This window comes from Pseudofrankia asymbiotica (assembly GCF_001983105.1).
In the GTDB taxonomy this organism is placed as follows: Bacteria; Actinomycetota; Actinomycetes; order Frankiales; family Frankiaceae; genus Pseudofrankia; species Pseudofrankia asymbiotica.
On record NZ_MOMC01000068.1, the window covers coordinates 1 to 11,936 of the forward strand.

The 11,936-nt window shown below is 73.2% G+C and carries 8 protein-coding genes; 2 read left to right on the top strand and 6 right to left on the bottom strand.

Translation table 11 applies throughout. From position 1 onward, the window contains the following. A partial coding sequence (locus tag BL253_RS29810; protein ID WP_158230447.1) for a transposase occupies positions 1-416 on the top strand: 416 nt, incomplete at its 5' end. Between the two features lie 92 nt (positions 417-508). Here BL253_RS29810 and BL253_RS29815 read toward each other — a convergent pair. Next, positions 509-1,216, bottom strand: a complete 708-nt coding sequence (locus tag BL253_RS29815; protein WP_241835276.1) for a hypothetical protein — start codon at positions 1,214-1,216, stop codon at positions 509-511. 478 nt (positions 1,217-1,694) lie between these two features. On the opposite strand from BL253_RS29815, the gene BL253_RS29820 reads away from it, so the two are divergent. Further along, positions 1,695-5,867: a CHAT domain-containing protein gene (locus BL253_RS29820; protein WP_076820642.1), complete on the top strand. Its 4,173-nt coding sequence runs from the start codon at positions 1,695-1,697 to the stop codon at positions 5,865-5,867. Between the two features lie 73 nt (positions 5,868-5,940). Here the strand turns inward: BL253_RS29820 and BL253_RS29825 are convergent, their stop codons facing one another. Genes BL253_RS29825 through BL253_RS29845 form a run of 5 tightly spaced genes read right to left on the bottom strand, consistent with a single transcriptional unit; the run spans position 5,941 to position 11,906 of the window. Beyond that, positions 5,941-6,678 (bottom strand): hypothetical protein, encoded by a 738-nt coding sequence (locus BL253_RS29825; protein WP_076820643.1) that lies wholly within the window; start codon positions 6,676-6,678, stop codon positions 5,941-5,943. Between the two features lie 18 nt (positions 6,679-6,696). Further along, entirely contained in the window at positions 6,697-7,632 is a 936-nt protein-coding gene (locus tag BL253_RS29830; RefSeq protein ID WP_076820644.1) for a hypothetical protein, read from the bottom strand. Between the two features lie 26 nt (positions 7,633-7,658). Continuing rightward, a complete protein-coding gene (locus BL253_RS29835) occupies positions 7,659-8,390 on the bottom strand; it encodes a hypothetical protein (protein ID WP_076820645.1) in 732 nt (243 codons plus the stop codon). A 37-nt stretch (positions 8,391-8,427) separates the two neighbouring features. Continuing rightward, positions 8,428-10,968, bottom strand: a complete 2,541-nt coding sequence (locus BL253_RS29840; RefSeq protein WP_076820646.1) for an FtsK/SpoIIIE domain-containing protein — start codon at positions 10,966-10,968, stop codon at positions 8,428-8,430. Then, on the bottom strand, positions 10,965-11,906 hold the full coding sequence (locus BL253_RS29845) for a hypothetical protein (RefSeq protein ID WP_158230448.1): 942 nt from the start codon (positions 11,904-11,906) through the stop codon (positions 10,965-10,967). Before BL253_RS29845 ends, BL253_RS29840 begins: the two co-directional genes overlap by 4 nt. Between the last annotated feature and the right edge of the window lie 30 nt (positions 11,907-11,936).

Here is an 11,936-nt window from a genome sequence, read left to right on the forward strand (position 1 = left end):
CCCTCGGCCTGCTCCTCGGGGTTCTCATCATGCCGGCCAGCCGCCAGGACCGCGACGGCGCCCGCCAGCTGCTGGTCGACCACTACTTCGCCACGCCCAGTTGCCGGCACCTGTTCGCCGACGGCGGCTTCGCCGGAAAGTTCGTCGACTGGGCCGCCCGGATCGTGAAGACCACAGTAGAGATCGTCCGCAAGAAAGACGGCCAGAAAGGCTTCCAAGCCCTCCCACGACGCTGGGTCGTGGAACGCACCCTGGCCTGGATCACCGCCCATCGCCGCCTTGCCCGCGACTACGAACGCCAGCCCGCCAGMTCCGCGACCTTCATCCACTGGGCGATGATCCGCACCATGGCCCGCCGCCTCGCTCGCCGAGGCCCGGTCCAGCGCTGGACGCCCAGACCGACCACCGACCGATAACCGACCAAGATTCAGGACAGGCTCTAAGGAGAGAGCCCGTTCTTGATCGACTCGAATCGCCGGTCCGCCGGCCGATGGCGCCTCTGGCTCCATCAGCCGTCTGGTTGAGCCTTGCTGTCGGTCGCCGCCAAGCCTTCCCCAGAGTGGATGTCCATGTCGCTGCGTAGCTGTGCGACGAGCCGCCTAGCAGTGGGCGAGCCGACTCGCATGCGTTTACGTAGCGTTTCTGCGGAGATCGGTCGGTGATGGTGCTGCCAGTGCAGCACGTTTTCGGCGCGGGCCCGGTGGATCAGGTCCTGCTCGCGCGCCGCCTTATCGCGCCCTTGGGGCGCGGTCGCCTCTATGCCGAGGCGCCGGCGTACCGGCGCGGGCGCCGCGGACCCGCCTACCGGGAGCCGCTCCGGTTCGGCCAGCCTGTCCGTTGCCGTGGCCTGCTGGTCTGCGGCGTGCATGGCCTCGATCAGCCCGGGACCGACCTCGCCCCAGCCGATCAGCAGCAGCGGGCCGACGGCGTCGAACGCGGCCTTGCCGTACTCGCCGGCGATCACCGGCTCCGCGACGTTCAGAGCGAGCGTGACCACACTGGCGAACAGCAGAAGACGCCGCGCTGATCGCGCCACCTCCACAGGACCGCCGTGCACCGCCAGGTGCCGCGTTCCGAGCAGCAGCCCGACAACGGACAGGTCGACCGCCGGCGCCACCAACGGCGCCACGAACACCGGCACACCCAGCCGCAGACCCAGCGCCCACGAGTTCCCGAACCCGAACGCAAACGTCAACCCGACAACGATCCCGATCATCGCCGTAACCAGATGCCCGGTCTTGGCCCGACCCGCAGTGCCCAGAGATCCGCGCGCTCGGACGGTGGTCGAGGTTTCGCCGGCCGGGTTCACCGGGTACCACCGCAGACCGACCGCGGCGACGCGATCCACCTGACGTGCACAGACCAGGGATGGTCTGGGGCGCCGCGACGATCGAGAGGAGGTGTAGCAACGGGTGTAGCAACAGCGGCAACCGACCACGCACGTCGACGGCCTTCCACACATGCCAACACACGTCCACGGACACTGACATCACGGTCGGTTCGGCCTGAAAAGCGGAAGGTCGGCGGTTCGACCCCGCCCCTGCCCACACGATCGGCTTCCCTTGTTCGGTAACCTCTGGCCACCTTCCCGGGCTCCCGCGCCATGCTTGCCAAGGGGCTCGGCCTGGAGCCAGGCGGCGGTGCGGTGCGCTTTAGGCTCCTGGGCACCGGCATCGTGGCGGTGGGGGGAACACGTGGACCAGACCGGGCCTGACGTCGCGTCCTCCGTGTCGGAGGCCTTCTGCCTGTTGGACAAGGCTGAAGCAGGTGACCCGGACGCCGCACGCACGGTCATCCATCTCCTGGCCGAGGCCTACACCCAGGCACCGTCGCATCCCGACGTCGTCCTGTGGGCGGCGACGGTCGGGCAGCTCACCAGCCGGCGCGCGGAGCTCGACCCGGCCAGCCTGGACGACGCGGTGACTTGGACCCGCCGAGCACTGCTCGCGCCGCACCCGGCGGTGGATCCGGACAGAATGCTGACCCTTCTGGGCGGGCTGCTCTGGATCCGTCACGAGCGAGACCACGACGCAACCTCATCCCGCCGCACGAGCATCGACCTCGACATCCTTCTCGAAGAGCTCGCCAACCTGACCGGGAAGGCCGGGACGGTCCTCGGCGGTGCGCCCCTGGCGGCGAAGGCGCTCGACTTCTACCGCGGCCTCGCCGTGTTGCACGCAGCCGGCGACGACCACGACCGGTCCGTTCAGCTCGCCGACGGGGAGCCCGACGGGGAGGTGGACGCGGCGCTCGATCTGGTCGAGTCCGCTCTTCCGTGGCTCGACGACAGCACCCCGGCGCTGCTGTCGGGCCTCGTGCGCCACGTCGACGCGTGCCGCTCCGCGAAGCGCTTCGCGGCCGGTCTGCGGGCGGTGAGACGGGCGCGCGCGCTGCTGGACGCCAATCCCGACGCCGAGCCCGAGAAGTTCGCCGGCCTTGACACCTCCCAGGCCAGGCTGCACGCGAAGGCCTACGTCCACGGCGCCGATCCGGCGGATCGAGATGCCGCGGTCGACCTGTTCGAGCGGCTGCTCACGGCCGGCACTCTGCTGCTACCCGGCCGGCTGGCCTACGCCGACCTGCTGCACTACTGCTACGACGCCGACCGGGATCCGGCCACTCGGGAGTCGTTCCTGCGGCTGCTGGGCCCGATGGTGGCCGCGGGCGAGACGACTCCCAGGGGCATGGCGAACTACGGCGGGTGCGTCGCCGACCGCGCCGCGGGCACCGGCTCCAGCGCCGACTATGGCGAGGCTGTGCGCTGCCTGCACGCGGCGTTGGACGAGGGCGTCGAGGAACCGGCGGAGACCTGGAAGCGGCTGGGCGACGTCTACACGTCCTGGGCCGACCATGGCGGCGGGGACGACCGGCTGGCATCCGCCGCGCACGGCTACCGCCAGGCACTGCGGCTGGGCCGAGGTGGATCCGGCGTCGGGCCGGAGGCGATGCTGCGTCTGCTCCACCACGAGGCCGCCCGGCTGGACGCCGCCGAGAGGCTCGGCCCCGAGCTGGTCGCCGACCTGCGCCTCTTCGTCGGCGCGGCCCGGCAGGTGCTGGGCCGCACCGGCGTGGATGCCGAGGCCCGAGCCTGGCTGTCCCGGGGAACGAACCTCCTCGCGTTGCGGCTGTGGGCCGAGGAGCCCGACCAGCCCCTGGACATCGGCTGGCTCGACGCGCTGCTCGTCGACGCCGCGATGTTCCCGGACGCGCCCGACTCGTGGGCAGGCTCGGTCGCCTACCAGCGGGCCCTCACGGAGCTGTTCCGCACGATGTACGTCACCGGCCCGTCGCCGTCAGCCGAGTTCGGCCAGAGCCACGCGGCGCAGGCGTACCAGCTGTTGCCGCCCGGGCCACTCGCGGACCAGGCCGGCCACCTGTTCGCGCTGACGACCATGCACGCGGGCACGCACGCCGGTGACCTCGCCCAGATCGCGACGGCCCGGCGCCTGTTCGAGCAGGTGGGCGACGAGGCCTCGGCGCTGGCCGCGGACCGGGCGCTGCGCACGATCCGCGACGGCACGTCCTTCGTCGACCCGACCGGATCGTCGAGGGCGGAACACGATCTCGCGGTCACGGACGACGACGAACGCGGCATGGCTCCACCAGCCTTGTTCGACCCGATAGCCACGCTGAACACCATGGTCTTCACCGACCTCCTCGGCCGCGCCGCGCCGTCGCGACGTGAGCCGCCGCGCCCGCGGGCCAAGCCATCCCCGGCGGGCGCGCCGGATGTGCTCGCCGACCTGCTGGCGGTGGTGGCCAGGATCTCCGGTCCCGCGGCGAGCCGCGGAGACGCGCGGGAGCTGCCCGCCGCGCTCGTCGAGGTGGAGCGGCGGCTGGCCCGGCAGCCGGCACAGCCGGCCCACCAGTCGACGGTCGCCGACCTCCTGTCGCTCGGCTGGCTCAAGACCGCGCGGCTGCTCGGCGACCGGGCCGCGGCCGGCAAGGCCGCGCTCGCGGCGCAGGAGGCGATGGACCTCCTCAGCGGAGCCGACGACCCGTGGTGGGCGCCGCTCGCGATGCGCGGCGCGCAGGCGCGGCGGCTGCGGGCGTCACCGGGCGACCGGGCGGCGGCGCGAACGCTGGGCTTGTGGGCGCTGAGCGGCCACGCCTGGAAGGTGCTGCTGCAGTCCGCGACCGACAACGCGCTCGCGGCGGCCCGCGCCGCGGCGGACGACGCACGGCTCGTCGCTGAATGGTGCGCCGAGGACGACGCGACCGGCGACCCACGGGCGGCGGCGGACCTGGTGACCGCGTTGGAGGCCGGCCGAGGGCTGGTGCTGCACGCGGCCGTCACGACCCGGTCGGCGGCCGAGCAGCTGGCTGCCCGCGGCCACGACGACCTGGCGGCGGAATGGTTGGCCGCCGGCCCGGACGCCACCGGGGCGGGCACCGATCCGCCGCCCGGCGACGCGGTGGTCTTACGGGAGGCGATGGCCGCGCTGGGTGACCAGGTCGCGCGGTCACGGCTGCGCCGCAGGGTCCTCGAGGCGCTGGTCATGCCGGCGGAGTCGGACGAGCCCGAGCGCCGGCGCCGGCGCGTCGGCCCGGCCGGCCGGGGCGGCCCGGCGGACTCGGGCGATCTGCTGACGCCGCCCGACGTCCAAGAGATCCGGGAGGCCCTGCGGGCACACGGCTCCGACGCGCTGGTCTACCTGGTACCCGGCCTCGACGGACCGGCCGGTCCCGGACCGGGACGGATTGTGATCATCCCGAGGGTCGAGCGGGAGCCGGTCGTCTGCCTGAACTGGCCCGGGCTCGTCGTCACTCGGGGTTCGGCGGTGGGCACATATGCCGAGGCATACGCCGCCTGGCAGCGAGTGACCGTTGCCAGGCCGGCCTCGGACAGCGCGGCGCACCCGTCCGTCCCCAAGGCGGTCAAGCGCGCGGCACGTCGCCGCTGGCAGGACGCGCTCGCCGTGCTGACCGCCAGGTCCGGCGGCGTGGCGCAGGCGGTGCGCACCCGTGTGGCCGGCTGGGCCGTCGACCCGGACCGGCCCCGGATCACGATCACCTCGGTCGGGGCGCTCGCGTTGGTGCCCTGGCACGCCGCCCTGGTCGGTGCGGCGGGCGAAGACGGCCGCCCCGCCGACGGACCCACAACGCGGCTCACCCAGCGCGCGATCGTGTCCTATATCCCGTCCGCCCGGCTGCTGTGCCGGACCGCCACCAACGCACCCGCCGACGGCGACGCCGAGGTGATGATCGTCGGCGACCCGCCGGGCGGCGGCCGCCCGATGGCGGCCGCCGAGGAGGCCTGGGCGCTGCGCGACGCCTTCTACCCGGACGCGACGCTCCTCGGGCGCCCGCCGGCCTCCGACCCGCGGCGTCGGCCCGCCGGCCGCGGCACGGCGGCGGAGGTTCTCGCCTGGCTGCGCCGCCGCGACGCCCGGCGCGGCGTGCTGCACCTGGCCTGTCACGCGGTCGCGCAGCCGTCGGATCCGTCGTCGTCGTACCTGATCCTGGCGGACGGGGAACGGCTGACGGYGCGCGAGCTGCTCGCCGAGCAGGCCACCACCACCCCGGTGGCCCGCGTCTGCCTCGCCGCCTGCTCCACGAACGTGACCGGGACCGACTACGACGAGGCGTTCAGCCTGGCGACGGCGTTCCTGGCCGCCGGCGCCCGGACGGTCTTCGGATCGATGTGGGACGTGCCCGACGAGCTCACCTCGCGGATCGTGTTCGCCGTCCATCACTACCTGGCCGAGGGGTGCTCCCCAGCCGAGGCGCTGCACCAGGCTCAGCTGTGGTCGCTCACTCCCGATCGGCCTCCACTGGCCTCCATGCCAGACGAGCTGCTCGCCGCCGAGACCGGGGCCTCCGACGACCCCGGCGGCTGGGCGGGTCTCGTCCACCTGGGCGCCTGACGCCGGYGCCGCCACGTCCCGGACGAGGCCCCGCTGGTGGGTGGCAGAACACGGGCGGCCCTGACCCCCGTGGTCAACCGGCGTCGGGAGMCCGAAGTTCCGTGTAGGCGCGGCGCCGCATCTCGGCCGTCATCTCGTGCTGGGTCGCGTCCGTGAGGTGACGGGCCGCCTCGTAGATCGCGGGCGCCAGGGCGTGAGCCCGGCCGGCGGGCGTCTCCAGCAGCCTGACCGACAGGTCGATGAGGCTGTACGCCGTGCCACGCACGGTGCCACCTGGGCTGCCGGCGTCGCCCAGGTGAGAGGTGTCGTAGTGGTAGACGTTCACCCGCAGGAACCAGGCGGCCAGCTGCCGGGCTGCCGCGTCGGTCCGGCCGCGGTCGAGGGCATGGCGGATGAAGTACGAGCGGGTGCCGGCGTCGTCGAGATACGGGTGGTTCCGGGACCGGGCCGAGAGCCACTGGTCGGTCTCGATCCGGATCCGGTCCGCCTCCGGGGCGTCGCCACGGTCCAGCGCCCGGCCATATCTCCACACGCGGAGAAAGCTGCCGTACACCGTGTCGTCGCCGCCTTCGCGGTCGATGAGCCACTGCAGCTCCGGTCCGCGTGCCTCCTCCCGCCACGGCTCGTCGAAGTCCGGGTCGAGGGGGCCGCCGCACCCCGGGCAGGTGGCCGGCCAGCTCGCCGGGGCGGGTGACCCGCCGGTCCCGTGATCGGGGTTGTTGCAGACCCAGCCGCTCGCGGTGGCCTCCGGCGGCGGCTGGTAGCCGTAGGTCGTCCTCGGCAGCCGCTGGCGCCCCAGGAACCTGCCCATGCCCGCGACACTCCCTTCTCAACGGCCGCGCAGCTCGCGGAGTCGCGCGGCCGCACGCGGTGTCAGGATCTCGGCGGGGAAGGTCCGGTCCAGGTCACCCGCGTGCAGCGCGCAGGCCAGTCCCGCGCCGAGCAACGTCGAGTACGCCGTGCCGTGCACCACGGTCGGGTCGAGATACTCCTCGATGAACCGGGCGGCGCCGAGCGCGGACCACACGTTGTACGACAGAGCACCCGGGGTGGTGATCTTCGCGAGGACGAGGTCCGCGAACCGCTGGTGGTCGACGTCCCGGGCGGCGGCGACGGCGGGCCCCACGACCGTCGACTCGAACGCGGGGTGACGGGCGGAGAGGACCGGGCCCCGATGCACGAGCTGCCCGAAGTCCCACAGCGCACGGACGGCGTCGTCGACGGGGCCCGGCTCCACGCCGGGGGCCGCCGGCACCCGGGAGGGCCGGCGCGCCGCCGCCGTGGCGACGGCCTCGTCGAAGTAGAACTGGCGCGTCGGGCCGTGGGGCGAGTCGAACACGGGCGGGCCGAAGAACCCGTCGTCCGGGACGGGGCCGCCGGTCAGCTCCTTGTATCGCGCCGTGTCGACGATGGAGAGGTGGATCCTCAGGTTCGTCACACGCATGTCCCGGGCCGCCAGTAGCCCACCGTCGATCAGGTCCTGGGTGTCGTCCGCGGCGTCCAGGAACTCGCGGGCGTACTGCCACGCGCCCACCTTCTCCCACGGTCCGCGGGTGGCGTGCCGGCGCAACTCGGCAATGATTCCCGGGCGGTTCTCCGGGCGCCCCACGAAAGCGATCTCCTCGGCCGGCACCAACCGCGCGTAGATGCCACTGGCCGTCAACCCGCTTTGCTCGTCAAGGAACTTCCACCGGCCGTAGTCGGCCACCAGCTCCGAGCTGAGCCTGTTGTCAGGCGAACGCCGTCGCCGGACGAGAGCCACCATGCGCACGCCCTTCCTGCGCCGTCGCGTCAGCCGATCTTGAGGGAGCTCAGTAGCGCCCGTGCCCGGTCGCGGTCCTGCGCGGTCATCTCATGCTGGGTCGCGTCCGTCAGGTGGCGGGCCGACGCGTTGATCGCGGGTGCCAGGGCGTGGGCCTGGCCGGCAGATGTCTCCAGGAAGTCCAGCGCCAGCCGGACAAGGCTGAAGGCGGTACCGCGCGTCGTGCTGCCCTCGGTGCTGTTTTCCCCCAGGTGGGTGATGTCGAAGTTGTCGGCGTCGACCCGCCGGAGCCAGCTGGCCAGCTGCCGGGCCGCCGAGTCGGTCAGGCCGTGATCGACGGCGTGCCGAATCATGGCCGCGCGGATGCTGACGTCGTTGTAGGACCTCGGCTGCGTCGCGAGCCGCTGCTCGGTCTCGATCCGAACGCGCTCCGCCTCCCGTAGGTCGCCACGGGCCAGCGCTCGGCCGTAGGTCCACTCACGGAGGTGACCGCCGAACACGCCATACTCGTYGCCTTCACGGTCGATCAGCATCTGGAGCCGAAAACCGCGGGCCTCTTCGTGCCATGGCTCATCAAAATCAGGGTCGACCGGCCCACCGCACGTCGGGCAGGTGGCTGGCCAGCGTGCCGGCGCGGGCGAGTTGCCCGTCCCGCAGCCCGGGTTGTTGCATTCCCAGCCGTGCGCGGTGGCGTCCGGCGGCGGCTGGTAGCCGTAGGTCGTCCTCGGTAGCCGCTGGCGGCCACCGGAAAACCAGCCCATACGATCCCGCCCCCCGTTCATTCGTACTTTCTCAGGACTATGAAGCAGGCGGCGCCATCGGAAGGCCTGCGGTGACGTTCTGCCACTGGTCGCCGGGTCCCTGCGCCACGTGCTCACCGAGCCGTTCGACGATCGACTCGCGCCGGTCGGCCGGCAGGAACAGGCCCCGGAAGGGCTGGTTTCTCGATTCCTCCCCTCGCGCCGCGTTGAAGACGCCGTTGCCGGCGCCGGTCAGCTGACCGGCGGCCTTGTTGCCGGCTCCGAGAACCAGGTCGGCGTCGTCCCCGTCGCACCGGAACGCCACCCGCTGGGGCAGCGTCAGCAGGGCGACGCGACTCGCGGCCGGGAGGCCCGACACCGTCCGTGCCGCCGCGACCAGGTGGATACCGGTGGACGGTCCCCGGCGCGCGATCTCGGCGACCGACCGCGTGAGCGCGCGGCCAAGCTCGTCCGCGGAGCCGAGCAGCTTGTGCGCCTCGTCGAGGACCACGATGACGCGCGCCAGCCGCTCGTTCAGGACCCTGCGGTACTCAGCGATGTCCGGCAGTTCGACCAGGAAGCTCGTCATCAGGTCCGCTCGGCGCCGTGCCTCGGCCTCCGCGCCACGCAGCACGGCGAGCGCGGGCTCTCGGTCGCCGTGCATCCGGGTCACGCAGGCATGCGGCAGTTTCTCGTAGCCGGCGAACTCGTCGCCGACGAGGCGCAGCCTCAGCTCAGTCGGTGGGTACCGCAACGCGAGCGTGAGGATGACGGCGTGCAGCGTGTTCGTCTTCCCGGTGCGCGCGGCGCCGACAACGAGTCCCCCGCCGGAGTCCGGCCCGGATGCCAGAACCAGGCGCGCCACGTCGCGGGTGCCGCCGCGGCCGAGGAGCGGGACGGCGTGGCGCTCTGTCGAGCCACGCCACCAGGTCTCCGGCCGCACGGTGAGCATGCCGGCGTCCGCGCCGAGGTCGCAGATGCCCTCGGAGGTCGCCTCGCCGCCGCGGTCCGCCGCGGCCAAGAGGCCGTCCAGCGTCACGGCGGGTGGATGGGCAGGCGGCTCGCGCACGGCGGCACCGACACGCGCCAGCAGCGCCGCGGCGCCCGTCCGCGGCTCGCCCGTCGCGCTGAAGGTGATCGGCGGCGGGTCGTCCGGGGAAAGGCCGCGGGCCGCCTCGCCGATGGCCGGGTCGTGGATGTCCCAGGCCGCCGCTCGGAGGCCAGTCCCGTCGGGGGGTAGCCGCCGCGTCGTGACCTGGCGCAGCGCACGCAGCACGGGGTCGACTGGGCCGTCCTTCCAGTCCACCTCCCGAGCCCGCGGCGGCTCGCGGGTGGCCGGGAACAGGCCGTCCTGGAGCGCGTCCGTGTCGAACTGGACCAGGGGGTAGATGCCACACGGCGGCCCGCTGCGCGCGAGATGCAGCAGCTGGGCGCGGGCCCGGGCGGAGAAACCGCCGGGATAGTCGAACACGAGAAGGACCTGGAACGGCTCCGCGAGACCGCCCGCGGATGCGTTGTACTCGTCGATGGTCGCGAATCGGCCGCGCAGGTACCGCGAGGTACGGATTTCAACCTGCTCGCGGAGGTCGGCCAGGACGCTGTCGACGTCATTTCCCGTCCTCCAGGACCGTGCGCCGAGCGGCGACCGGTCGTTCTCGCCGGCATGGGCGGGCTGTCCGGACGACACCGACGCGACCGCGTCGACGATCATCATCCCGGCCGGGACGGCCGCGATGAGCCGGAGCGCGAGTGCCCGCAGCAGCCGGATGGCGCCGTCCCGGCCGGCCGCGTCGGACCCGACCGCGAGGCCCGCGTCCAGCGGGAAATCGAGAAAAGCCGGGACGAGATCGAGCTCCAGCGCCTCGGGCAGCCCGGTTTCCAGCTCACCGAGGCGGATCAGCCGTTCGGGCAGCGCAGGAGGCAGGGGCGCGTCCCAGCGCCGGTCCTCCCACGGCGTCGCGGCGAGACCGGCGGCGGCCACGAGCCGGTCGGCGGCACCGCGCAGGGCGGCGGCCTGCGCGGCCCGCGCCGCTGTCTGGCGGGCGACGGTGGCCTCGATCTGGGTGTCGACGGCAGCCTGGGCCGCCCGCACGGCGGCCGCGACCGCGGCGGCCAGCAGCGGGCGCACGGACTGGTGCAGCACGTCCAGGCGCTCGAGGTCGCGCCACAGGTCGTCGCCGACGCGGGGCATCGAGCTGGACCGCCGGATCCACGTAGCACTCCAGGCGCGATGCGCCGCGACGATGGCGGCGACCTGGTCGCTCGCCGCCGGCGCGAGCTCCCGCCACTCGTCGAGTGTCCGCGTCAGCGTCGCTGGTTGGCCGCCTGCGTCGGGGTGCCGGACCTCGACACCGGGCAGGGCGGCGAGCACGCCGCGCAGCTGGCCGCCCAGCGAGGTCGGCTCTGCCAGTCCGCCGGCGGCCGCGATGTCCTGGCCCGCCGTTTCCCGAGCATCCCGCGCGGCCGTCGCCGCGACGGCCGCGCGCTCGTCCAACAGCCGTTCCCGCTCCCCCACATCGGCGGCGCAGGAGGCCCGCAGCCGAGCCACCGACGCGTACAGCCGCGATGCCGGCCCGCCCTCGGCGCCGGCCTCGCTCACGTGCCCGTCCCTCGCAGCTGGCACAGGCGATCGGCCGCGCGCCGCGTCAGGACCTCGGCGGGGAACGACACGTCGAGCTCGGGCAGCGCGAGCCTCAGGCCCTCGTCGAGCATCCGGGCGAAGGCCGCCGTGCGCACCGTCCCCGGGGCGAGGTACTCCTCCATGAAACGGGCCGCGCCGAGGGTGGGCCAGACGTTGTGGCCATGCCCTCCTGGCTCGGTCACCTTCGCGGCGAGGAGCTCCGCGAAACGGTCGTGGTCAACGTTGGACGCGGCGGCGATGGCGGGCCGCAGGACGTTCGGCTCGAACGAGATCTCCCGTGAGACGACAAGCGGGCCGCGATGGACGAACAGGCCGAAGTCCCACATGGCACGCGCCGCGTCGTCCACCGGACCGGGCTCGACACCCGGTGCCGAGGGCACCCGCACAGGCCGCCGCGCCGCCGCCCGGCTGACGGCATCGTCGAAGTAGTACTGCCGCGAGGGGCCATGGGCCGAGTCGAAGGCGGGCGGACCGAAGAAACCGTCGTGGGGGACGGGCCCCCCGGTAATTTCCCGATACCTGTCCGTGTCCCTTGACGAGAGGTGCCACGCGAGGTTCGTCACCCGCATGTCGCGGACAGCCAGCAGCCCGTTGTCGATCAGGTCCTGGGTGTCGGGCGCGGCGTCGAGCATGTCGCGGACGTATTTCCAGGCGCCCACTTTCTCCCACGGCCCGTGCGCGGCGTGCCGGCGCAGCTCGGCCACGACCAGAGCGCGGTCCCGGGCGCGTTGGGTGAAGACGAGCTGGTGGAGCGGCATCAGGAGCTCGTACATGTCGTTCGGCGGCAGGCCGCTCTGCTCATCGAGAAACTGATACCTGCCGAAGTCGGCCAGCAACTCCGAGCTGATCCGGTTGTCAGGCGGACGCCGCCGCCAGGCAGGGGCCACCTTATGCATGCCTTCCTGTACGTCCCCGACACCGCTGTC

Bases quoted from the DNA above. Each gene is read 5' to 3' on its own strand.
- BL253_RS29815 (WP_241835276.1), bottom strand. From the start codon at position 1,216: ATGATCGGGATCGTTGTCGGGTTGACGTTTGCGTTCGGGTTCGGGAAC.
- BL253_RS29830 (WP_076820644.1), bottom strand. From the start codon at position 7,632: ATGGTGGCTCTCGTCCGGCGACGGCGTTCGCCTGACAACAGGCTCAGC.
- BL253_RS29845 (WP_158230448.1), bottom strand. From the start codon at position 11,906: ATGCATAAGGTGGCCCCTGCCTGGCGGCGGCGTCCGCCTGACAACCGG.